This is a genomic window from Streptomyces sp. Je 1-332, from assembly GCF_040730185.1.
Taxonomy (GTDB): domain Bacteria; phylum Actinomycetota; class Actinomycetes; order Streptomycetales; family Streptomycetaceae; genus Streptomyces.
On sequence record NZ_CP160402.1, the window covers coordinates 4,994,655 to 5,016,874 of the forward strand.

The 22,220-nt window shown below is 70.1% G+C and carries 20 protein-coding genes; 15 read left to right on the forward strand and 5 right to left on the reverse strand.

Features of this window, described 5'->3' with window-relative positions; all coding sequences use genetic code 11:
* Window positions 1-72 precede the first annotated feature (72 nt).
* Entirely contained in the window at window positions 73-726 is a 654-nt protein-coding gene (leuE, locus tag ABXJ52_RS22770) for a leucine efflux protein LeuE (RefSeq protein WP_367044484.1), read from the forward strand.
* Window positions 727-742: 16 nt separating this feature from the next.
* Here the strand turns inward: leuE and ABXJ52_RS22775 are convergent, their stop codons facing one another.
* Both ABXJ52_RS22775 and ABXJ52_RS22780 read right to left on the reverse strand, forming a co-directional pair.
* Window positions 743-1,207, reverse strand: a complete 465-nt coding sequence (locus tag ABXJ52_RS22775) for a MarR family winged helix-turn-helix transcriptional regulator (RefSeq protein WP_367044485.1) — start codon at window positions 1,205-1,207, stop codon at window positions 743-745.
* Window positions 1,208-1,263: 56 nt separating this feature from the next.
* On the reverse strand, window positions 1,264-2,763 hold the full coding sequence (locus ABXJ52_RS22780; protein WP_367044486.1) for an FAD-dependent oxidoreductase: 1,500 nt from the start codon (window positions 2,761-2,763) through the stop codon (window positions 1,264-1,266).
* Window positions 2,764-2,801: 38 nt separating this feature from the next.
* Here ABXJ52_RS22780 and ABXJ52_RS22785 point away from each other — a divergent pair, with 38 nt between their 5' ends.
* Entirely contained in the window at window positions 2,802-3,449 is a 648-nt protein-coding gene (locus ABXJ52_RS22785; protein WP_367044487.1) for a TetR/AcrR family transcriptional regulator C-terminal domain-containing protein, read from the forward strand.
* Window positions 3,450-3,458: 9 nt separating this feature from the next.
* A complete protein-coding gene (locus ABXJ52_RS22790) occupies window positions 3,459-3,644 on the forward strand; it encodes a hypothetical protein (RefSeq protein WP_367044489.1) in 186 nt (61 codons plus the stop codon).
* On the opposite strand, the gene ABXJ52_RS22795 is transcribed toward ABXJ52_RS22790, so the two are convergent.
* From ABXJ52_RS22795 to ABXJ52_RS22805, 3 genes are all read right to left on the reverse strand, one after another.
* Window positions 3,628-4,683: an acyltransferase gene (locus ABXJ52_RS22795; protein WP_367044490.1), complete on the reverse strand. Its 1,056-nt coding sequence runs from the start codon at window positions 4,681-4,683 to the stop codon at window positions 3,628-3,630. The genes ABXJ52_RS22790 and ABXJ52_RS22795 overlap by 17 nt on opposite strands.
* An 83-nt stretch (window positions 4,684-4,766) precedes the next feature.
* Window positions 4,767-6,125, reverse strand: coding sequence for an alpha-2,8-polysialyltransferase family protein (locus tag ABXJ52_RS22800; protein ID WP_367044491.1), 1,359 nt, complete (start codon window positions 6,123-6,125; stop codon window positions 4,767-4,769).
* Window positions 6,125-7,102: a glycosyltransferase family 2 protein gene (locus tag ABXJ52_RS22805; RefSeq protein WP_367044492.1), complete on the reverse strand. Its 978-nt coding sequence runs from the start codon at window positions 7,100-7,102 to the stop codon at window positions 6,125-6,127. The genes ABXJ52_RS22800 and ABXJ52_RS22805 overlap by 1 nt, the downstream gene beginning before the upstream one ends.
* 198 nt (window positions 7,103-7,300) lie before the next feature.
* Between ABXJ52_RS22805 and ABXJ52_RS22810 the strand changes: the two genes are divergently transcribed.
* The 12 genes from ABXJ52_RS22810 to ABXJ52_RS22865 all read left to right on the forward strand — a co-directional run bounded on the left by ABXJ52_RS22810 (window position 7,301) and on the right by ABXJ52_RS22865 (window position 22,103).
* The gene (locus ABXJ52_RS22810; RefSeq protein ID WP_367044493.1) at window positions 7,301-8,653 is read left to right on the forward strand and encodes a DUF6716 putative glycosyltransferase; all 1,353 of its coding nucleotides are present in this window, start codon (window positions 7,301-7,303) and stop codon (window positions 8,651-8,653) included.
* A 56-nt stretch (window positions 8,654-8,709) separates the two neighbouring features.
* The gene (locus tag ABXJ52_RS22815; RefSeq protein WP_367044494.1) at window positions 8,710-9,996 is read left to right on the forward strand and encodes an N-acylneuraminate cytidylyltransferase; all 1,287 of its coding nucleotides are present in this window, start codon (window positions 8,710-8,712) and stop codon (window positions 9,994-9,996) included.
* Window positions 9,997-10,010: 14 nt separating this feature from the next.
* Window positions 10,011-10,952, forward strand: a complete 942-nt coding sequence (locus ABXJ52_RS22820) for an N-acetylneuraminate synthase family protein (RefSeq protein ID WP_367044496.1) — start codon at window positions 10,011-10,013, stop codon at window positions 10,950-10,952.
* 87 nt (window positions 10,953-11,039) lie between these two features.
* Complete coding sequence (locus ABXJ52_RS22825) at window positions 11,040-12,152, forward strand: hypothetical protein (RefSeq protein WP_367044497.1); 1,113 nt, start codon at window positions 11,040-11,042, stop codon at window positions 12,150-12,152.
* 139 nt (window positions 12,153-12,291) lie between these two features.
* Window positions 12,292-13,551: a M20 family metallopeptidase gene (locus ABXJ52_RS22830; protein ID WP_367044498.1), complete on the forward strand. Its 1,260-nt coding sequence runs from the start codon at window positions 12,292-12,294 to the stop codon at window positions 13,549-13,551.
* 175 nt (window positions 13,552-13,726) lie between these two features.
* The gene (locus tag ABXJ52_RS22835; protein ID WP_367044499.1) at window positions 13,727-14,833 is read left to right on the forward strand and encodes a BMP family ABC transporter substrate-binding protein; all 1,107 of its coding nucleotides are present in this window, start codon (window positions 13,727-13,729) and stop codon (window positions 14,831-14,833) included.
* Window positions 14,834-15,042: 209 nt separating this feature from the next.
* Window positions 15,043-16,098 carry a BMP family ABC transporter substrate-binding protein gene (locus tag ABXJ52_RS22840; protein WP_367044500.1) on the forward strand — a complete coding sequence of 352 codons (1,056 nt, stop codon included), beginning with the start codon at window positions 15,043-15,045 and terminating at the stop codon, window positions 16,096-16,098.
* A 54-nt stretch (window positions 16,099-16,152) separates the two neighbouring features.
* Window positions 16,153-17,907, forward strand: coding sequence for an ABC transporter ATP-binding protein (locus ABXJ52_RS22845; RefSeq protein ID WP_367044501.1), 1,755 nt, complete (start codon window positions 16,153-16,155; stop codon window positions 17,905-17,907).
* Window positions 17,904-19,046, forward strand: a complete 1,143-nt coding sequence (locus ABXJ52_RS22850) for an ABC transporter permease (protein ID WP_367044502.1) — start codon at window positions 17,904-17,906, stop codon at window positions 19,044-19,046. The genes ABXJ52_RS22845 and ABXJ52_RS22850 overlap by 4 nt, the downstream gene beginning before the upstream one ends.
* Complete coding sequence (locus ABXJ52_RS22855) at window positions 19,043-20,305, forward strand: ABC transporter permease (RefSeq protein WP_367044504.1); 1,263 nt, start codon at window positions 19,043-19,045, stop codon at window positions 20,303-20,305. Before ABXJ52_RS22850 ends, ABXJ52_RS22855 begins: the two co-directional genes overlap by 4 nt.
* Window positions 20,302-20,691, forward strand: coding sequence for a cytidine deaminase (locus ABXJ52_RS22860; RefSeq protein ID WP_367044505.1), 390 nt, complete (start codon window positions 20,302-20,304; stop codon window positions 20,689-20,691). Before ABXJ52_RS22855 ends, ABXJ52_RS22860 begins: the two co-directional genes overlap by 4 nt.
* A 134-nt stretch (window positions 20,692-20,825) precedes the next feature.
* The gene (locus ABXJ52_RS22865) at window positions 20,826-22,103 is read left to right on the forward strand and encodes a thymidine phosphorylase (RefSeq protein ID WP_367044506.1); all 1,278 of its coding nucleotides are present in this window, start codon (window positions 20,826-20,828) and stop codon (window positions 22,101-22,103) included.
* Window positions 22,104-22,220 lie beyond the last annotated feature (117 nt).

Sequence of the window (22,220 nt, forward strand, 5' to 3'; positions counted from 1 at the left end):
ACGAGAAGTCGCGGTGTCCGATGTACGGACACCTGATCCCTCATGCCGTACGCGCGTGCGACACTCCGCCCCATGCTGGGTGTCACCGATCTTCCGACCTATCTCGCGGGCCTCGCCCTGATCATTCTGCTGCCGGGGCCGAACTCGCTGTACGTGCTCTCCGTCGCCGCGCGCCGCGGCGTACGCACCGGTTATACCGCCGCCGCGGGCGTCTGGTGCGGTGACACCGTCCTGATGACGCTCTCGGCGGCCGGTGTCGCCTCGCTCCTGCAGGCCAATGCCCTGCTGTTCGGGATCGTGAAGTACGCCGGTGCCGGCTATCTGACCTGGCTCGCGGTCGGGATGCTGCGGGCCGCGTGGGGGATGTGGCGCGCGCGGCGCGAGCAGGTCGCCGAGCGGCAGGAGAGCGGGACGGACGAGGCGGGGGAGCGGCCCTTCCGCAGGGCCCTGGTGATCAGCCTGCTCAATCCGAAGGCCATCCTCTTCTTCATCGCCTTCTTCGTGCAGTTCGTCGATCCCGGGTACGCCTATCCCGCGCTCTCCTTCCTGGTGCTCGGGGCCTTCGCCCAGTTGGCGAGCTTCCTGTACCTCACCGCTCTGATCTTCAGCGGCACGAAGCTGTCGGCCGCCTTCCGCCGCCGCAAGCGGCTCTCGGCGGGAGCCACTTCGGCGGCGGGCGCGCTGTTCCTCGGGTTCGCGGCGAAGCTGTCGCTCGCCAGTGGGTGAGTGACGGCAGAGGGGCTCAGTGGTGCCAGGCCGTTCCGCCCACGTTGTGGATCATGCGCTGAAGCACCTTGAGGGTGCGGACGTACTCCTCGTCCGCGATGCCCTCGTGGATCTCCGCGCGGGTCTTCTGCTGACGTGCGGCGGCGTCCTCGCGGAGGCTGCGCCCCTCGTCGGTGAGGCGGAGGCGGCCCCCGGCGTCCTCGGTGAGCAGGCCGCGGTCGTGCAGGGCTTCGATGTCGTGGTGCAGGGCCCCGTCGCCCACGTTCAGGTAACCGCGCAGGGTATTCACCACGGCGGCCTTGTCGCGGCCGTCATCGGCGACGATCTGGTTCAGGATCCACCACTCGGGCTGGGTGAGCCCGAACTCGGCGAGCATGGTGCGGATGTGGTGCACGACGGCATCGCCCGCCGCCGACGCCCAGTATCCGATGGGCTGGTTGACGAGGTCTTCGTCGCTGTGGGAGTACGTGAAAGTGTCCATGCCCAGAACGTAGAACCTCAAGTTTGATTGAGGTCAACCGTCCTGTTTGATTGAGGTCAATCGTCCTGGTGGATCAGCCTGAAATAGTCGGTGAGGCCCCTCGCGTCCTCGCCCGCCCAGCCGACGTACCCGTCGGGGCGCACCAGGAAGAGGCCCTTGCCGTACGGCGCGTAGGCGTCGATGCGGTGTACGTGGGTCAAGTCCCCGCCCAGTGACGGCAGTTCCGCATCGGTGCCGACCGCGAGGAGCGTCCAGTGCGGGCCCCTGAACGCGTCGAACAGCCTTCCCCCGGCGCAGGGCCCGTCCGGCGCGCGGTCGCCGGCCCGCAGCGCGTCGTCCGCGAGGCCCGTACGGGTCTCCACCGCCAGGGAGCTGTCCCGGTAGCCGAGGCCCAGTTGGCGGGTCGCGTCCCCGCGTCGCTCCTCTCCCCGGTGGATACGGGTGGAGAGGCCGAGCATCTGCGCGGCCACGGGCAGGCGCTCCTCCTCGTACGTGGCGAGGAGGGCGGCGGGCGCGCCGCCCCGCAGCACCGCGCCGAGCTTCCAGCCCAGGTTGTAGGCATCCTGCACGCTGGTGTTCAGGCCCTGCCCGCCCGCCGGTGAGTGCACGTGCGCCGCGTCTCCGGCGAGGAACACGCGGCCCTCGCGGAACCGGTCCGCCATCGCGGCGCGCGGCCGGAAGTCCGAGGCCCAGCGCACCTCGGTCACCTCGTCCGCGGTGAGGTGCGTACGGGCGGCGACGACCTCGCGTACGCCTTCGAGCGAGGGGTCGGGATCGGTCCCGTCCGTGAACTGGGCCGTCAGCTGGAAGTCCGGGATGCCCGGCAGCGGGCAGACCGCCAGGAAGCCGGCGCCCTCGGCGGTGGGCGGGAACATGTGCCAGTTGTCGCGGTCCAGGGAGGGGATGCGGACGTCGGCCACCAGGACCGGGTTCGGGTCAACCTTCCCCAAGCTCTCAGCTTCGTTCGAGCAGGGGAGACCCCAATCGCCCGTCATGCCGATGCCGAGCGCCGCGCGCACGGTGGAGCGGCCGCCGTCCGCCGCCACGGCGTACGCGGCGCGGACGGTCCGGCCGTCCGCGAGGCGTGCGGTGACGCCGTCGTCGTCCTGCGCGATGCTGGTCAGTGCGGCGCCGAACGCGATCTCCTCGCCGCCGAGTTCCAGCAGGCGGGCGTACAGGATCTCCTGGGTGCGCCACTGGGGGAGCATCAACGGCCGGTCGTACGGGGCGTCCTCTGTCGGCTCCCGCTCGTCGAACATCCGGTGCTCGCCCTGCCGCTCGCCGTTCTGCCAGATCATGCCGACCGGGTAGGTGCCGCCCGCCGCCTCGGCCGCTCCGAGGATGCCGAGGTCGTCGAAGACTTCCTGGGTGCGCGGCTGGATGCCCTTGCCGCGGGAGCCCGGGAACAGGGCGTCGGCCTGCTCGACCACCAGGGCGCGCACGCCGCGCCGCGCGAGATCGCAGGCCAGCGTCAGGCCGGTCGGGCCTGCGCCCACGATGAGTACCTCCGTCACGACAGCCGTCACGGCCGCGTCCTTAACGCTGTTAAGTTCCATGCTCCAGAGCCTGCGCTTAACGGTGTTAAATTGTCAAGGTGGCTACGACACCGCTGGACCGCGCCCGCGTCGCGCGCACCGCCCTGAAGCTCCTGAACGAGACGGGCCTCGACGGGCTCTCGCTGCGCGCCATCGCCAAGGAACTGGACGTCAAGGCGCCCGCGCTGTACTGGCACTTCAAGGACAAGCAGGCGCTGCTCGACGAGATGGCGACCGAGATGCTGCGCCGCATGAACGAGGAGCTCCTGGCGGGCGCGGAGCCGGACGCCGACTGGCGGACCGCCCTCACCGCCGCGATGCGCGGCCTGCGCCGTCACCTGCTGATGTACCGCGACGGCGCGAAGGTCTACAGCGGCACGCACTTCACCGACCTGTCCTACGCCGCCCCCATGGAGGCCCACCTGCGCACGCTCACCGGCGGCGGCTTCACACCGGGCGGAGCCGCCCGCGCCTGGCTCACGGCGTACAGCTACACGATCGGTCACGTCATCGAGGAGCAGTCCATGGGCCCGGACCCCGCGAGGGCGGAGGGCGGCTACGACCTGGCGGCGCGCGCCGAACGCCTGGCCGCGTACCCGCTCGCGGCGGCGGCCGGCCACGAGATGTTCCGTGACTACGACGCGGGGTTCGAGAAGGGCCTGGCCGCGGTGGTGGCCGGGATCGGGGCGACGATGCTGGAAACGTAGTCTGGCCCCATGAGTGAAGCCGAGACGCTGGAGAGGCTGGTCCAGGAGTTGGCGGACGCCCTGGGCGAGGCCGAGGCCGCCATGGGCGAGGCGCTGGACGTGGCCCGCGCGGTGGCGGCGGACGACGCCGACGCCGTCGCCACCGCCGACACGACCGCCGACACCACCGCGGACGGAGTCACTTCCGCGTCATGAGCCCGCGGCGGATCAGCGGTGTCAGACGCTCCTCCACGAAACGGTTCAGGAGCCACGCCAGCAGCAGCATCGCCGCGATCGTCAGGCCGAGGGTCGCGTAGGACGGAAGCCCGAGGCCCCGGTGCAGCGCGCCCACGGTCACCCAGCCCAGGTGTTCGTGCACCAGGTAGAAGGGGTACGTCAGGGCTCCCGCCACCGTCAGCCACTTCCAGTCGACCCGGTGCAGCGCGCCGAGCGCGATCAGCAGGACCGCCGCGAAGCCCGCCGTCACGACCGCGATGATGCCGAAGGACGTGCGGTAGGAGAAGAACTCCGGGTCCGGCGCGTGCCAGAGACGGTCCACCGCGTAGTGCTGGCCGATCAGCCAGCTCACGCCCACGATGCCCCACGCCGTGAGGTCCCTGCGGTCCCGGTGGACGAGGTAGATGCCGATGCCGCCGATGAAGAAGGGCGCGTACTCGGGCATGAGGACGAGGTCGAGCAGCGGCTCGTTCGCACCCTCCGCGACGACCGCGGCCAGGGTCCACACCGCGCAGAACAGGATCACGCGGGCCCGGTTCGCGCCGGGCATGACGACGCAGAGCGCGAAGAGGGCGTAGAAGCGCAGCTCGGCCCAGAGCGTCCAGCAGACCCCGAGCACCCGGTCCACGCCGAGCGGTTGCTGCAGCATGGTCAGGTTCACCAGGGCGTCGCTGGGCGAGACCGCCTCGTACGCCACGACGGGCAGCGCGAAGACCGCCGTCACCAGGATGATCGCCGCCCAGTAGGAGGGGAGCAGCCGCGAGGCGCGCGAGGCGAAGAACGCACGCAGCGGACGGCCCCAGCCGCTCATGCAGATCACGAAGCCGCTGATCACGAAGAAGATCTGCACGCCGAGACAGCCGTACGCGAACCAGTTGTGCGCCGTGGGGAACTGGAGCTGCGGCGAGCTGCCCCACGCCTCGGAGATCTCACCGTCACGCCCGCCGTAGTGGTAGGCCGCGACCATCAGGGCCGCGATGAGCCGCAGCCCGTCCAGGGCTCTGAGGCGCGGGCGCACCCGCCGGATGGTGGGAGCCGCGATGGTGCGCGCGAGAGTGTCCGCCCCTGAGTTTTCCCTCGGGAGCGTGGCTGTGGGAGAGGTCATCCGAGTGCGGTCCGCTTGATGGAGCGCTGGACCGAACGGGCGCGGCGCGCGACCCTGCGTACGGCCGCGTTGCGCGGGATGAACGAGAGCTGCGGGGGCAGCGCTCCGGGCAGGGCGAGGGCCGTGAGGCGGCGCCGCTTGAAGTAGCGCCAGGTGTGCGGGGTCAGGCGCGTCGAGAGGTAGCTCTCGGCGGCCCCGCGCCGGCGCGGGTAGATCTGCGGCTGCATGGCGAAGCCGACGGCGACGAGCAGCTCGCCCAGGTCGGCGACCGGCATACCGGGCTGCCGCCCGGTGACCGCGCCCTGGTCGCCGAGGTCCGGGATCAGCGCGTCCACGATGGTGACCGGGACGCGGTTGCTGTTCTGGTAGGGCGCGAGCCGCTCCAGGAGGGTCTCCGTGCCCGTGCGGGCGACTGGAAGGCCGTAGAGCGCGGATGCGGTGAGCAGCGCGGTCGAGAAGCAGCCGATGACGAGCGCGGGCCGCATCCGCTGGTACAGGACCTCGGCGAGGACCGGCGAGTCGAGAACGGTCAGCTCCACGCCGATCGCCTCCGCCTCCTTCTCCAGCATGCGCGACCAGCGGGCGGGCGCCGTCGGGTGCGGCTTGAACACCACGCGGGTATGGCCGAGTTCGGCGGCGCCGCGCACCATGCGTACGTGCAGCTCCTCCTCTTCCTCGGCGGTCAGGATGCCGAGGGCGGAGAGGTACTGGCCGAGGAGCAGGGCGGGTTCGGCGATGTCCGGGACGTCCGCTGCGCCCGCGTCGGATTCGGCGAGGCGGGCGAGCACCTTCACGAACGCCTCGGTCGGCACGATCTCCGGCTCGACGTCGAACTCGGTCAGGAGCAGCGGGGTCAGGCCGGGCACCAGGTCCAGGTGCAGGAGGCGGCGTACGCGCGTTCCGACCAGCGGGTCGATCTTGTTGCGGGTCGGGCCGTAGCTCATCAGGCCGTCCGCGTAGACGTCCACGGGCGCGCCCGTGAAGATCTGCGCGAGGGCCAGGGCCGGGTTGACCTGGATCGACTCGACGGCCAGCTCGATGTCGTCGTCACCGAGGTCCCACAGGAGCCGGATGTACCGCTCCCACATCGGGATGTCGTCCGCCCGGGGGGCCCAACCGCCCGGGTGGAAAGGGGAGATGGTCTCGTTCCAGGACCGTACGTCGTCGAACCGGTCCCGCAGTTGCGCGAAACCCGGCATCTCGTCCACGGCGACCGTCGTCTCCGGTGTCGCCGCGTTGTTGCTGACGAGCAGCAGCCGCCGGTCGGCGGGACCGAAGCGGTCGGCGTCGATCGCGGCGGCCAGCGTCGCGGTTCCGTACAGCGTGGACGCGAAGAAGATCTGCGTCGTCGCCATTACGCGGCCACCTCCGCCGAGACCGGGCGCCTGCGAAGACGGCGGAGACGGGTCGCCCGCTGTATGTCCATGGAGTCGAGGGCGTCGTCGAGAACGCCCTGCGGCATCCGCTTCAGGGCGGCCGCGCTCAGTCTCTTCAATTTCCGCGCCACTTGTGGCTCGAACCTTTCGATGGATCCCAGATGGTGGGAAATGATCGCGCAATAGGTACGGACGGCCTTCGGCAGGAGTTTGTCGGCGTCCCGGTCCTCGGCTGTTTCGCGTACCACCTGGTCGAATGCCCGGATGAAATCGAGTTGCCGCACGTCGCCGATCTGGGTCAGTGACGAGGCGACCCCGCGCCGGTAGAACACACCGAGCAGACCCACCGCGGCGAACGATTCCGCCTCGCGGTGCAGGCGCCAGATCCAGGGCCGGTCCTCCGCGGTGCGCAGACCGTCCGTGAAGTGCAGGATGCCCTGGTCGGCGAGGCGCCGGTGGTAGATGCCCGCCCAGGCGTAGGCGTAGTCGACGGACGTCGACCGGTCGGCGGGCAGGATGACGTCCCGCGGCGGCATGACGACACCGCGCCTGCCGTGCGGGACACGGTGGATGCTGCGGGCCCGAGCGGTGCACTGCACATGGTCGGTACGCACGAAGTCACAGCCCAACTCCTCGATGGCTGCGACGAGTTGCGCGTAGTAACCGGGGGCGAGCCAGTCGTCACCGTCCAGGAAGGTGAGGTACTCGCCGCGCGCCGCGTCAAGGCCCGTGTTGCGGGCGGTCGCCAGACCGCCGTTCGTCTCATGTCGGAGATGGACGGCGCCGGGCAGCTCGCGCGCGGCACGCTCCAGGATCTCTGGAGTCTCGTCCTTCGAACAGTCGTCGACGAGAATGAATTCGAAGTCTTCACGTGCGTTCGCCCGCAGACTCCTCAAGGTGTCGGGCGCGTATTGCTGCACGTTGTAGAACGGCACGATGACGGAGAGCTTAACCACGTGGGTGACGTTAGGTGTCGGCCCGGCATTCGTCTTGGCCGAGGGTGAGATGCCAGGTGAACGAAGCATGGCGGAACGGTTAACCCGCCTGCTTGGCCGCGGATTCCCGGGCTGATTCGCCATTCGTCGGCGTTCTGTTAACCGTTTGTTGCACCTGAGTTGGGCCGCCAATCTCAATGCCTTCCTAGCGTCCTTCCTGTGCCAGTAAGCAACAGCGGGACGACACGGATCACCGTGCTCGCCGACTCCGACACCCGGTGGAAATGGGGCGCGCTCACCGCGAGCCGCCTCGCCGGCGAGGGAGCGGACACTCACCTCGACGGACGCCTCCTCAGGGGCAGGGCCACGCCCACCGTCCGGCAGCTCGAAGAGGTCGGGGTGCGCGCGGACACGCTCCGCGAGGTCACCGCCGTCGAGTTCCTGCGCGAGGTGGAGCGCGAAGCGCCCGACGTGATCGTGCTCGCCCTCGTGGGCGGCGCGGTCCAGGCGCTCCTGCACGGGCTCGCCCGTACGGCGGCCTCGGCGGTTTCCGGGAAGCGGCGCCCCGTGATCGTCACCGGCTACGTCGGAGTCGTCTACGAGAAGCTCGCCGACGGCCTGCTGTTGCGGCACGGCGCGGACGTCGTCCTCGCCAACTCCCGGCAGGACGCGGAACGTTTCCGCGCCGTGTACGAGGGAGTGGGCGCCGACGCGTCGGGCGTCGTGGAGAGCGCGCTGCCGTTCCTCGGCGGCGCCGCCTACCGCGAAAAGGGCCGGGGGACGGACCAGGAGACCGACCAGAAGAACGACCCGTACACGGTCGTCTTCGCTGCCCAGCCCTCCGTGCCCGACAGCCGCGCACACCGCACGTATCTGCTGCGCCGCATGGTCGAGCACGCACGGCTCCACCCGGACCGCGAGGTCCTGATCAAGCTGCGCAGCAAGCCCGGCGAACACACCACGCACATCGAGGAACTGCCCTACCAGAAGCTCGCCAAGGGCGAGGACCTGCCGCCCAACTGCCGCCTCGTGTACGGGAACATGGGCGAGGTCCTCGACCGCACCGACCTGCTCGTCACGGTCAGCTCCACCGCCGCGCTCGAATCCCTGCACCGCCGCATCCCCACCGCGGTCCTCACCGACCTCGGGGTGCGCGAGGCGCTCGGCAACCACCACTTCATCGGCTCCGGATGCCTGGCGTCCTGGGACGAGATCGACGCCGGGTACAGCCCCGAGGCCGCCCCGGAGTGGGTCGCACGGCAGGGCGTCGCGCCCGACGGGACGTACGCGAAGGCCTTCGACGCGGCACGTGAGCGCGTCACGAGCCTCCTCGCGCAGGACCAGCTGCCGCCCATCACCCCGTACTACAGCCTCATCACCGCCCCCGGATACCTCCCCGGCATCCTGGCCCGCCACCACCTCGGCCCCGACGGCTCCCCGCTGCCGGGCGCCCCCGCCGCGGACCGTGGGCCCGGCCCCGTGCGCCAGGCCGTCCGCAGCGCGGCACGTGGCGCCTACCGGCACGGGGTGCAGCGCGTGGCCCCCGTCATCCGGCGGATGGGCGAGCTGTGATCCCCGCGCGAGGCATCCCCAGACAAGGCACTCACGGCATCCCCCAAGGAGCCCCCATGTCCCACCCCCACCCAGCGGGAGCCCCCGCCCGCCGCGTCCTCGCCGTCATCCCGGCCCGCGGCGGCTCCAAGGGCGTGCCCGCCAAGAACCTCGCCCCGGTCGGCGGCGTGCCCCTGGTGGCGCGCGCCATCCGCGAGTGCCTGGCCGCGCGGTTCGTCACGGACGTCGTCGTCTCCACGGACGACCACGTGATCGCCGAGGCGGCGCGCTCGGCCGGCGCCGAGGTGGTCCTGCGGCCCGCGGCGATCGCGGGGGACACCGCGACCAGCGAGGCCGCGGTCCTGCACGCCATGGACGCCCACGAGTCGCTGCACGGCGCCTCCGTGGACGTCGTCCTGCTCGTGCAGTGCACCAGCCCCTTCATCGTCCGCGAGGACGTGGACGGCGTGGTCGGCTCGATCATCGAAGGCGGCGCGGACACCGCGCTGACCGTCGCGCCCTTCCACGGCTTCGTGTGGCGCGACGCCGACGACGAGCCCAAGGCCATGGACGCGCGCCGCACCGGCGAGGTGGGCGGCACCACGAAGGTGGCGAGCTCCACCGCCACCGACGGCGGCTACGGCATCAACCACGACAAGTCGTTCCGCCCGCGCCGCCAGGACCGCCCCCAGGACCTCCTGGAGACCGGCGCGGTCTACGCGATGGACGTCACCGGCTTCCGTGAGCACAAGCACCGCTTCTTCGGCCGCACGGAGCTGGTCCGCACGGACCCCGCGCGCGTCCTGGAGATCGACGACCCGCACGACCTCGCCCGCGCCAGGGCGCTCGCGCCGCTCTTCGACTCCGGCCGGGCGGACGCCCTTCCGACGCGCGACGACATCGACGCGGTCGTACTCGACTTCGACGGCACCCAGACGGACGACAGGGTGCTGATCGACTCCGAAGGACGGGAGTTCGTCTCCGTGCACCGCGGGGACGGCCTCGGCATCGCCGCCCTGCGGGACGCGGGCATCCCGCTGCTGATCCTGTCCACGGAACAGAACCCGGTCGTCGCCGCGCGGGCCAGGAAGCTGAAGCTTCCCGTCCTGCACGGCATCGACCGCAAGGACCTCGCACTCAAGCAGTGGTGCGAGGAGCAGGGCATCGCTCCCGAGCGCGTGCTCTACGTCGGAAACGACGTCAACGACCTCCCGTGCTTCGGCCTCGTCGGCTGGCCCGTGGCGGTCGCGAGCGCCCACGACGTCGTACGCGGCGCCGCACGTGCGGTCACCGCTCTCCCCGGTGGTGACGGCGCGATCCGAGAGATCGCCGCATGGATCCTCGGCCCCTCCCTCAACAAGTAAGGAAAGTTCCTGCCATGAGCTCTACGGTCTCCAACTCCCGTCTGCGCACCTTCGGTTCGAAGACGGCCGGACCCGGTCAGCCCGTCTACATCACCGGCGAGATCGGCATCAACCACAACGGCGAGCTCGACAACGCGCTCGCGCTGATCGACGTGGCCGCCGACGCCGGCTGCGACGCGGTCAAGTTCCAGAAGCGCACCCCGGAGATCTGCACCCCGCGCGACCAGTGGGACATCGAGCGCGACACCCCCTGGGGCCGGATGACGTACATCGACTACCGCCACCGCGTGGAGTTCGGCGAGTCCGAGTACCAGGCCATCGGCGAGCACTGCAAGAAGCGCGGCATCGACTGGTTCGCGTCCCCGTGGGACACCGAGGCCGTCACCTTCCTGGAGAAGTTCGACGTCCCCGCCCACAAGGTCGCATCTGCCTCCCTCACGGACGACGAGCTCCTTCGCGCCCTGCGCGCCACGGGCCGCACGGTCATCCTCTCGACCGGCATGTCGACCCCGAAGCAGATCCGCCACGCGGTCGAGGTCCTCGGCTCGGACAACATCCTGATGTGCCACGCCACGTCGACGTACCCGGCGCAGGCCGAGGAGCTCAACCTCCGGGTCATCAACACCCTCCAGGCCGAGTACCCCAACGTCCCGATCGGCTACTCCGGCCACGAGACGGGCCTGCAGACCACCCTCGCGGCGGTCGCACTCGGCGCCACGTTCGTCGAGCGCCACATCACCCTCGACCGCGCCATGTGGGGCTCGGACCAGGCCGCGTCGGTGGAGCCCCAGGGCCTCACGCGCCTCGTCCGCGACATCCGCACCATCGAGGCCTCCCTCGGTGACGGCGTCAAGAAGGTCTACGAGTCGGAGCTCGGCCCGATGAAGAAGCTGCGCCGCGTCGCGGGCGTCGTCGCCGAGGCCGACGCCGCCGAGCGCGAGCCGGTCGCGGTCTGAGCGCGCAGGCGCTCTTGGCGGGACCTCTCACCGGGAGTCCCGGAGCCCCCGGGACCCCCCACAAGGACAGGACACGGTCATACGACGATGAGCCCCCGACCCGGGCCGACGGCCCCCACCGCTGCGGCGCCCACCACCCTGGCGTTCGTAGAGAGCCCTGTGCAGCTCCTCAACGTCCTGGAGTGGGCGCATTCGGCGGGGGCGACAGGCCCGGCCGGGGGGCTCACCGTCGTCGTCCTGTCCCCGAACGACCCCATGACCCGCGGCCAGCTGCGCCGCATGGCCCAGCTGGCCCGTGACGAGGGCCTGAACGTCCGCTGGGAGGAGGCGCGCGGCGGCGCGGCTGCTCCCTTCCAGACGATCGGCGGCCTGACGGGCTCGCTGCGGGCGGCGGACAGGATCGTGATCGGCGACCCGTTCTCGCGCTACGTCCAGCTGTTGTTGACCATCACCAGGGCCCGCTCGCTGGTGGTCGTGGACGACGGCACGGCCACGATGGAGTTCGTGGCGCAGCTGGCGGCGGGCGAACGCCTGGTGCGCTGGCACCGCCGCGGGGGCCGCCCCGGCATGCGCGACCTGGCCTTCGCCCCGATCTCGTCCTCCGCACGCCGCCGCCTGACGCCGGGCGGCAAGCGCACGGTGGAGGTCTTCTCGTCCATGCCGATCGAGAAGGCCCCGGAAGGCGTGACGGTGACGGCCAACACCTTCGCGTGGACGCGGGAACGGTTCGGCCCGCCGCGCATCTCCAAGGGCGCGGACCTGGTGGGCACGTCGCTGGTGGAGACCGGCGTGGTGGACCCGGACCGCTACGTGGAAGCGGTCCGCTCCCTGGCCCGGGCACACGGCGCCACACGCTATTTCGCACACCGGCGCGAAAGCGCCGAGAAACTCCACCGCCTGGCGGTGGAGACGGGCCTGCAGGTGGTACGCCCGGACCTGCCCCTGGAGCTGATCGCCCGCCGGGGCCCGATCGGCCGCACGATCCTCAGCTTCCCGTCGACGGTCGTCCACACTTTGCCCCTGGCCCTGGCGGGCACGGATGTCCGCGTCGCGGTCTGCGACATCGACCCGGCCTGGCTCACGGAGAACGCCTCACCACGGGCGCAGGGCTTCTTGTCGGGGGTGACGGGAACGGCACGCGATGTGCACCGGCTGGCCTCCATCGCCTCCCCGACACAGAAGATCGCGGCCACGGCCTGAAAGCCAGGAACTTTACCCACCTCAACCAGCGCTCATGCGCCCCGCGGCCACTTTTTCTTACCCTATCGGGCTGAAGTTTTGTTGATCGTGGGTCAGTTGGACCGTGCCTCGCCCTACCCTTCAGAGGGTGAACCAACTGATGTCACGAGAGTCCGAGCGAGGGTCCGGGGCCGATCTGCCCGGGGAAACAGCGGGGGACGCCCCCGGGGAAGCGGTGCTCCCGGGTGCGCTCCCGGAAGCCCTGCGCGCCGAACTCATCGCCTTCCGCCGCGACTTGCACATGCACCCCGAGCTCGGAAACCAGGAGTTCCGCACCACCGCGGCCCTCAAGGCCCGGCTCGAACGCGCGGGCCTCGAACCCCGCGTACTGGACATCGGCACGGGGCTCGTCTGTGACATCGGTGAGCAGGGCGACCCCGTACGCCCCATGCTCGCTCTGCGCGCCGACATCGACGCGCTGCCCATCCCGGACACCAAGCTCGGCGTCCCGTACCGCTCCACCGTGCCCGACCGCGCCCACGCCTGTGGGCACGACGTGCACACCACCGTGGTGCTCGGGGCCGGCCTCGTCCTCGCCGAACTCGCGAAGCAGGGGCAACTGCCGCAGCCCGTACGGCTGATCTTCCAGCCGGCGGAGGAGGTGCTGCCCGGGGGAGCGCCCGACGCGATCGAGTCGGGGGTGCTCGACGGAGTCGGACGCATCGTCGGCGTGCACTGCGATCCGCGGGTGGACGCGGGGAAGATCGGGCTCCGGCACGGTGCCATCACCTCCGCCTGTGACCGCCTGGAGGTCTCGCTCGACGGTGCGGGGGGCCACACCGCGCGCCCCCACCTCACCACCGACCTCGTCACCGCCGCCGCCAAGGTCGTCACCGAGGTCCCCGCCCTGGTCGCCCGGCGCATCGACGCCCGCTCGGGGCTCGCGGTGACCTGGGGCCGCGTGGAGTCCGGGCACGCCTGCAACGTCATCCCGCAGCACGCCGAACTCTCCGGCACCGTCCGCTGCCTCGACCTCGCGGCCTGGCGCAAGGCGCCCGACCTGGTGCACGGGGCCATCCAGGAGATCGCCGATCTCTACCGCGCCAAGTCCGAGGTGAACTACATCCGCGGCGTGCCGCCCGTCGTCAACGACCCGGACATGACCGAGCTGTTGCGGGAGGCCATGGAGCTGCGGCTCGGGGAGCACTCCGTCGAGGACACCGAACAGAGCCTCGGGGGAGAGGACTTCTCCTGGTACCTCGAACACGTCCCCGGGGCCATGGCCCGCCTCGGCGTCCGTACGCCCGGCGAGCGCACTGTCCGCGATCTGCACCAGGGCGACTTCGACGCGGACGAGACGGCGATCACCGTGGGCGTCGAGCTCTTCACCGCCGCGGCGCTGATCGACGGCATCCGGTAGGTAAGCACCGCTATCGGCCGGTTACGGCGGGCCCGTTCACCCGGACGTAACCGGCCCTCGGCACGAATAGGTAACGGCAGTGCGAAACCCCGTTCCCCTCCCTTTCTACGCGCGTTACTGTGCGCCGAAATCAGGCCCGTCCAGGGTGCTTTGGGGAACGTAAGGGGTGCGTCCTATGCGTCTTCGTCGAGGATCTCGTGGAACACGGGGATCGAGGCTCTCCCAGGTGGCCGTCGTGGTGGCGTCCCTCGCCCTCGCGGCCTCAGCGTGCGGCAAGACAAGCAACGAGGCGTCGGAGGACGAGGGCAAGGACGACAAGTCCGGTGGTTCCTCGGAGTACAGCGCCAAGGGCATCGGCCTCGCCTACGACATCGGCGGCCAGGGCGACCAGTCCTTCAACGACGCCGCGTACGCCGGGTACGCGAAGGCCCGCAAGGACTTCAAGATCGGCGGCGTGGACATGGAGCCGGGCGACGGCGAGTCCAGTGCCGACAAGGTGCAGCGGATCGAGCAGCTGGCCAAGCAGGGCTACAACCCGGTCATCGGCGTCGGCTACATCTACGCCCCCGCCATCAAGGAAGCCGCGGCGAAGTTCCCGAAGACCACCTTCGGGATCATCGACGACAACACCGTCAAGGCGGACAACGTCTCCGACCTGGTCTTCCACGAGGAGCAGGGGTCGTATCTGGCGGGCGTCGCGGCGGCCAAGGCCACCAAGGCCGATCACGTCGGGTTCATCGGCGGCGTGGACATCCCGCTCATCCACAAGTTCGAGGCCGGCTTCGTGCAGGGCGTCAAGGACACGAACCCCAAGGTCAAGGTCGAGAAGCAGTATCTGACCGAGAAGCCCGAGGACGGCGGCTTCAGCAGCCCCGACAAGGGCCAGAACGCGGCCAGTGGGCAGATCGAGTCGGGCGCCGACGTGCTCTACCACGCGGCGGGGCTCTCCGGTCAGGGCGTGATCCAGGAGGCCGGCTCGCAGAAGGTGTGGGCGATCGGCGTCGACTCCGACCAGTACAAGCAAAAGGCCCTCGCCAAGCACAAGGACTACATCCTCGGCTCGGCCCTCAAGGACGTCGGCGGCGCCGTCTACGACCTGACGAAGTCGGTGGTCGACGGCAAGCCGATCACGGGCGAGCAGCGCTACGACCTCAAGTCGGGCCGCGTCGGGTTCGCCGACACGAACCCGAAGTACACGGCGATGAAGGACGTGGTCGCCGCCGTGGAGAAGGCCGAGAAGGACATCATCGACGGCAAGGTCACGGTCAGCACCACGCCGTAACCCGGTCCGTGGCAGGTGGGGCGCCCCGTGCGGTGAGGGGCGCCCCACAGTGCGTACATGCTCCCGCAACCTCGCGGCCACAGCTCGATAACGGACGGGACAGAAGGGTTCTTATGTCAGGTCTACGCGCGTTACGCTGCGGCGAAATCAGCGCCAGGTGAGGCGCTCGTACGTGCTTGTGCTTGCTTGTACATAAGGAGTTCCTCTCTATGCGCCGGGTTTCCCGAATTGCCGCAGCGGGCGCAGCCGCCGCCGCACTCGCCGTCTCCGCCACCGCTTGCGGCGGCACGTCCAGCGACGCCGCAGGCTCCAAGAGCGACGGCAAGAGCAAGGGCGTCGCCATCGCGTACGACGTCGGCGGCCAGGGCGACCAGTCCTTCAACGACGCCGCGACGGCAGGCATGGACAAGGCCGCCAAGGACCTGAAGGTGGGCAAGAAGGCCGTGGAGCCGACGGACGGGGAGTCCGACGCCGACAAGAGCCAGCGCCTCACCGAGCTCGCCAAGCAGGGCTACAACCCGGTCATCGGCATCGGCTACGCCTACGCCCCGGCCGTGAAGGAAGTCGCCGCGAAGTTCCCGAAGATCAGCTTCGGCATCGTCGACGACGCCACCATCAAGGCGGACAACGTCTCGGACCTGGTCTTCAACGAGGAGCAGTCCTCGTACCTCGCGGGCGTCGCCGCGGCCAAGGCCACGAAGACGAAGAGCGTCGGCTTCATCGGCGGCGTGAACAACAACCTGATCCGCAAGTTCGAGGCGGGCTTCGTCCAGGGCGTCAAGGACACCGACAAGTCGGTCAAGGTCAAGCGCCAGATGCTCACCGAGAAGGCCGAGGACGGCGGCTTCTCCAGCCCCGACAAGGGCAAGGAGGCGGCGAGCGGCCAGATCGAGGGCGGCGCCGACGTGGTCTACCACGCCGCGGGTCTCTCGGGTCAGGGCGTCATCGAGGCGGCCGCCGCCGAGAAGGTCTGGGCGATCGGTGTCGACTCCGACCAGTACAAGCAGAAGGCCCTGGACAAGTACAAGAAGTACATCCTGACCTCGGCGACCAAGGACGTGGCCGGGGCGGTGTACAACCTGACGAAGTCGGTCCAGGATGGCAACGCCAAGGGCGGCGTGGTCCGTGCGGACCTGAAGTCCGGCGGTGTCGCGCTCGCCGACTCGAACCCCGAGTTCAAGAAGATGAAGGACCTGCAGGCCGCCGTGAAGAAGGCCGAACAGGACATCGTCAGCGGCAAGACCAAGGTCAAGACCACGCTGTAACCGGACTGCGCTGTCACAGCGAAGTCAGGGGCGCGGAACGGGGTGTGGGGGACGATGGTTTCCCCCGCGCCCCGTTCGCGCGGACCACTGCCCAACTCCCGTCGAACCAGGGGCGCTACGCGCGTAGGTGGCCCCTTTCCTGAGGATTCCCGAGGAGAGTGCGCCATCGACGCGTCCACCAGTCCCGACAAGGACAAGTCCACCGCCAAGGTCTCGACCGGCCCGGATGGCACCGCCGTTGAACTCACCGGCATCACCAAGCGTTTCCCGGGCGTCGTGGCCAACCACGACATCCGCCTGACCGTCCGCAAGGGCACCGTGCACGCCCTCGTCGGCGAGAACGGCGCGGGCAAGTCGACCCTGATGAAGATCCTCTACGGCATGCAGAAGCCGGACGAGGGCACCATCTCCGTCGACGGCACCCAGGTGACCTTCGCCGGCCCCGCCGACGCCATCGCGCGTGGCATCGGCATGGTCCACCAGCACTTCATGCTCGCCGACCAGCTCACGGTCCTGGAGAACATCGTTCTCGGCAGCGAGAAGCTGCACGGCATCGGCGGCGCCGCCCGCCGCAAGATCGCCGAGATATCCGACCGTTACGGCCTCGGGGTGCGCCCCGACGCCATGGTCGAGGACCTGGGCGTCGCCGACCGGCAGCGCGTGGAGATCCTCAAGGTCCTCTACCGAGGCGCCACCACGCTGATCCTGGACGAGCCCACGGCCGTGCTCGTGCCGCAGGAGGTCGACGCGCTCTTCGACAACCTGCGCGAGCTGAAGTCCGAGGGCCTGTCCGTCATCTTCATCTCCCACAAGCTGGGCGAAGTCCTGTCCGTCGCCGACGACATCACCGTCATCCGGCGCGGCACCACGGTGGGCACGGCGATCCCGTCCGAGACGACGCCCCGCCAGCTCGCCGAGCTGATGGTCGGCAGCGAGCTGCCCACCCCGGAGACGGCCGAGTCGACGGTCACCGACCGCGCGATGATCGAGGTCGAGGAGCTCAAGCTGCTCGCCGACGGCGAGTCGGGCCGCGCCCTCCTCGACGACATCTCCTTCACCATCCACGAGGGCGAGGTCCTCGGCCTCGCGGGCGTGGAGGGCAACGGCCAGACCGAGCTGATCGACGCGCTCATCGGCCTCAAGCACGCCGACTCCGGCGTCATCCGCATGGCCGGCAAGGACATCACCGACCTCGCCACCCGCCACCGCCGCGAGCAGGGCGTCGGCTACATCCCCGAGGACCGCCACCGCCACGGCCTCCTCCTGGAGTCACCGCTCTGGGAGAACCGCATCCTCGGTCACGTCACCGAGAAGCCCAACTCCCGTGGCAAGGGCGGCTTCTGGCTCGACACCAAGGGTGCGCAGGCCGACACCCGGCGCATCGTCGAGCAGTACGACGTCCGCACCCCCGGCATCGACGTCACGGCGGCCTCCCTCTCCGGCGGCAACCAGCAGAAGCTGATCGTCGGCCGCGAGATGAGCCACAAGCCCCGCTTCCTGATCGCCGCCCACCCCACCCGTGGTGTGGACGTCGGCGCGCAGGCCCAGATCTGGGACCAGATCCGCGAGGCACGGCGCGAAGGGCTCGCGGTGCTCCTCATCTCGGCGGACCTGGACGAGCTGATCGGCCTCTCCGACACCCTCCGCGTGATCTACCGCGGACGGCTCGTCGCCGACGCCGACCCGGCCACCGTCACGCCGGAGGAGCTCGGCTCGGCCATGACCGGCGCGGCGTCCGGCCACCTCGAACACGTAGAAGAAGACCCCGAAGAGGGCTCTGGCGACGCTTCGGAGGACGAGGCCCGATGAAGAAGTTCGACAAGGAGCGCGTGCTCCTCGCGGTGGCCGGACCGGTCATCGCGCTCGTCGTGGCCGTGGCGCTGACCTCGGTCGTGCTGCTCGCCTCGGGCAAGAACCCGATCGAGCCGTACACCCTGATGCTGGAGCAGATCAGCTACTCCGACGTCCAGGTCCTGACCATCAACCAGGCCGGGATGTACTACCTGGCGGCGCTCGCGGTGGCCATCGGCTTCCGCATGAACCTGTTCAACATCGGTGTGGACGGGCAGTACCGCCTCGCCGCGATGACCACCGCCGTGGTCGGCGCGCACATCGCGCTGCCGGCCCCGCTCCAGATCCCGCTCCTGATGCTGGTCGCCATGCTCACCGGCGCCTTCTGGGCGGGCATCGCGGGCATCCTGAAGACCACCCGCGGGGTCAGCGAGGTCGTCGCGACGATCATGCTCAACGCCATCGCGACGAGCGTCATCGGCTACATGACCCTCACCGACAACTTCGGTGTCCCGGTCGGCAACAACCAGACCACCGGCGAGATGCACAAGTCCGGCTGGTTCCCCGGCATCAGCATGGGCGAGTCCGGCGAGATCTACGGCTTCGTGATCATCGCCGCGCTCGCGGGCGTCCTGTACTGGGTCGTCCTCAACCGCACCCGCTTCGGCTTCGACCTGCGCGCCACCGGCGCCTCCACGTCGGCCGCAGCGGCCTCCGGCGTGAACGCCAAGCGCATGGTGCTCAGCGCCATGCTGATCTCCGGCGCGGTCGCGGGCCTCGCGGGCATGCCGATCCTGCTCGGCGACACCCACACCTACAGCCTCAGCTTCCCCGCAGGCCTCGGCTTCACCGGCATCGGCATCGCGCTGCTCGGCCGCAACAACCCGGTCGGCATCGCGTTCGCCTCGCTGCTCTGGGCCTTCCTCGACAAGGCGTCGCCCGCCCTCGACTACGCGACCCCGGTCGCGTACGACAAGGAGATCGCGGTGATCATGCAGGGTCTCATCGTGATCGCGGTCGTCGTCTCCTACGAGGCCGTACGCCGCTGGGGCCTCAAGCGCCAGCAGCGCCGCGTCGGTGAGGAACTGGCCGCCGCCGCGCGCAAGAACGGCAAGAACGGCACCAACGACACCGTGAAGGAGGTGGCTGCCCGATGAGCTCGGCAACCGTAGCCAAGCCCCCGGCCAAGCAGCCCGCGCCGGGCCGCCGCCGCATATCGCTCCCCGTCCTCCTTCTCGTGATCGCGGGCGTCCTCGTCCTGACGTCCGTGGTCCGGCTGATCACCGACGCGAACGGCATCACCTCCACCGGCCAGATGTCGACCGCGCTGCGGCTCGCCGTGCCGATCGGCCTCGCGGGCCTCGGCGGTCTGTGGGCCGAGCGCGCGGGCGTGGTCAACATCGGCCTCGAGGGCATGCTGATCCTCGGCACCTGGTTCGGCGCGTTCGCCGGTTACCAGTGGGGCCCGTGGGTCGGCATCCTGTTCGGCATCCTCGGCGGAGCGCTCGGCGGTCTGCTGCACGCGATCGTCACGGTCACCTTCAACGTCAACCACATCGTCTCCGGTGTGGCCCTCAACATCCTCGCCCTGGGCGTCACGCGCTATCTCTCCACCTTCGCCTTCGAGGGCAAGGAGGGCGGCACGTCGAAGCAGTCGCCGCCGGTGGACTCGCTCGGCGAGTTCTCCGTGCCGGGCCTCTCGAACTGGCTGCAGGACCTGAACGAGAAGCACTGGTTCCTCGTCTCGGACATCGCGGGCCTGCTCGGCGGCCTGTTCACGAACCTGTCGCCGCTCACCGTCATCGCCATCGCGATGGTGCCGCTGAGCTGGTGGGTCCTGTGGCGCACGTCGTTCGGTCTGCGCCTGCGCTCCTGCGGCGAGAACCCGGTGGCCGCCGAGTCCCTCGGCGTGAACGTCTACAAGTACAAGTACCTCGCAGTGATCATCTCGGGCGGCCTCGCAGGCCTGGGCGGCGCGTTCCTGTCGCTCGTCGCCTCGAACATCTACCTGGAGGGCCAGACCGGCGGCCGCGGCTACATCGGCCTCGCCGCCATGATCTTCGGCAACTGGATGCCCGGCGGCCTCGCGCTCGGTGCCGGCCTGTTCGGTTACACCGACAGCCTGAAGCTCCGGGGCGGCGGCACGAACGTCCACGCACTGCTCCTGCTCCTGGCAATCCTGCTGGTCATCGGCGCGGCGTACCTCGTATGGCGCAAGCGTTACGTCCCCGCGGCGATCACCGCGGCCGTCTCGGCGCTGATGTTCGCGTGGTACGGCTTGACCGACGAGGTGCCCAACCAGGTCGTCACCGCGACGCCGTACGTCGTCACGCTGCTCGTGCTCTCGCTCTCCGCCCAGCGGCTGCGGATGCCGAAGGCGGACGGCCAGCCCTACCGAAAGGGACAAGGAACGTGACCGATACCGACTGGGACGCGCTGCGGGATGCTGCGCGGGAGGCCATGTCCCGTGCGTACGCGCCCTACTCAGGCTTCCCGGTCGGTGCCGCGGCCCTCGTGGACGACGGCCGCACGGTGGCGGGCTGCAACGTCGAGAACGCGTCGTACGGCCTCGGCCTGTGCGCCGAGTGCGGCCTTGTCTCGCAGCTCCAGCTCACCGGGGGCGGCCGTCTGACGCACTTCACCTGCGTCGACGCCAAGGGCGAGATCCTGATGCCGTGCGGCCGCTGCCGCCAGCTGCTCTACGAGTTCGGCGGCCCGACGCTCCTGTTGGAGACGGCCGCGGGCATCCGGACGCTGGAGGACATGCTGCCGGACGCGTTCGGCCCGCAGCACCTGAACTGACGTACGGCCCCTGCCGGTTGCGGTCCGGTCGGCAGGGGCCGTCTTCATCTCGTGGCTCTATGCGCGTAGAGTTTCGCGATCACTGTGTTGGACCCGTTGTAGATCATCGTTGTAGGCGCAAGAGGGGTTATGCCATGGACGTCATCTCCGTCATCCGTACGAAGCGGGACCGCGGCGAGCTGAGCGGCGAGCAGATCGACTGGGTCATCGACGCGTACACGCGCGGCGCGGTGGCCGACGAGCAGATGTCGGCCCTGGCCATGGCGATCCTGCTGAACGGCATGAACCGCGGCGAGATCGCCCGCTGGACCGCCGCGATGATCGCGAGCGGCGAGCGCATGGACTTCTCGTCCCTGTCCCGCCCCACCGCCGACAAGCACTCCACGGGGGGCGTCGGCGACAAGATCACGCTGCCGCTCGCCCCGCTGGTCGCGGCGTGCGGCGCGGCGGTCCCGCAGCTCTCGGGCCGGGGCCTCGGCCACACCGGCGGCACCCTGGACAAGCTGGAGTCCATCCCGGGCTGGAAGGCGCTGCTCTCGAACGAGGAGATGCTCTCGGTCCTTGACGGCGTGGGCTCGGTGATCTGCGCGGCGGGCGACGGCCTGGCCCCGGCGGACAAGAAGCTGTACGCGCTGCGGGACGTGACGGGCACGGTGGAGGCGATCCCCCTGATCGCCTCCTCGATCATGTCGAAGAAGATCGCCGAGGGCACGGGTTCGCTGGTCCTGGACGTGAAGGTCGGCACGGGCGCGTTCATGAAGACGCTGGAGGACGCGAGGGAACTGGCGTCCACGATGGTGGGCCTCGGCACGGACCACGGCGTACGCACGGTGGCGCTGCTCACGGACATGTCCACGCCCCTTGGCCTGACGGCGGGCAACGCCCTTGAGGTCCGCGAGTCGGTGGAGGTCCTCGCGGGCGGCGGCCCGGCGGACGTGGTGGAGCTGACCCTCGCGCTGGCGCGCGAAATGCTGGACGCGGCGGGCCTGAAGGACGTGGACCCGGCGAAGGCGCTGGCGGACGGCTCGGCGATGGACGTATGGCGCCGGATGATCTCCGCGCAGGGCGGCGACCCGGACGCGGCCCTCCCGGTGGCCCGGGAGACGCATGTCGTGACGGCGCCGACGTCGGGCGTCCTGACCCGCCTGGACGCGTACGACGTGGGCGTCGCCGCGTGGCGCCTGGGCGCGGGCCGCGCGCGCAAGGAGGACGTGGTCCAGGCGGGCGCGGGCGTCGAGCTGCACGCGAAGCCGGGCGCTCAGGTCCGCGCGGGGGAGCCGTTGATGACCCTGCACACGGATACTCCGGAGCGCTTCGACTACGCCTTGCAGGCGGTGGCCGGTTCCTTCGACATCGCCCCCGAGGGCACGGGCTTCGCGGCGACGCAGATCGTCCTGGACCGCATCGCCTGAGCCGGACCTGGGGCTCCGCCCCAGACCCCGCTCCTCAAACGCCGGAGGGGCTGTTTCCCGCCCACCCACCCGATTACCCCGGAGCTGGCCATTTCCAGCCCGTCCGGCGTTTGAGGA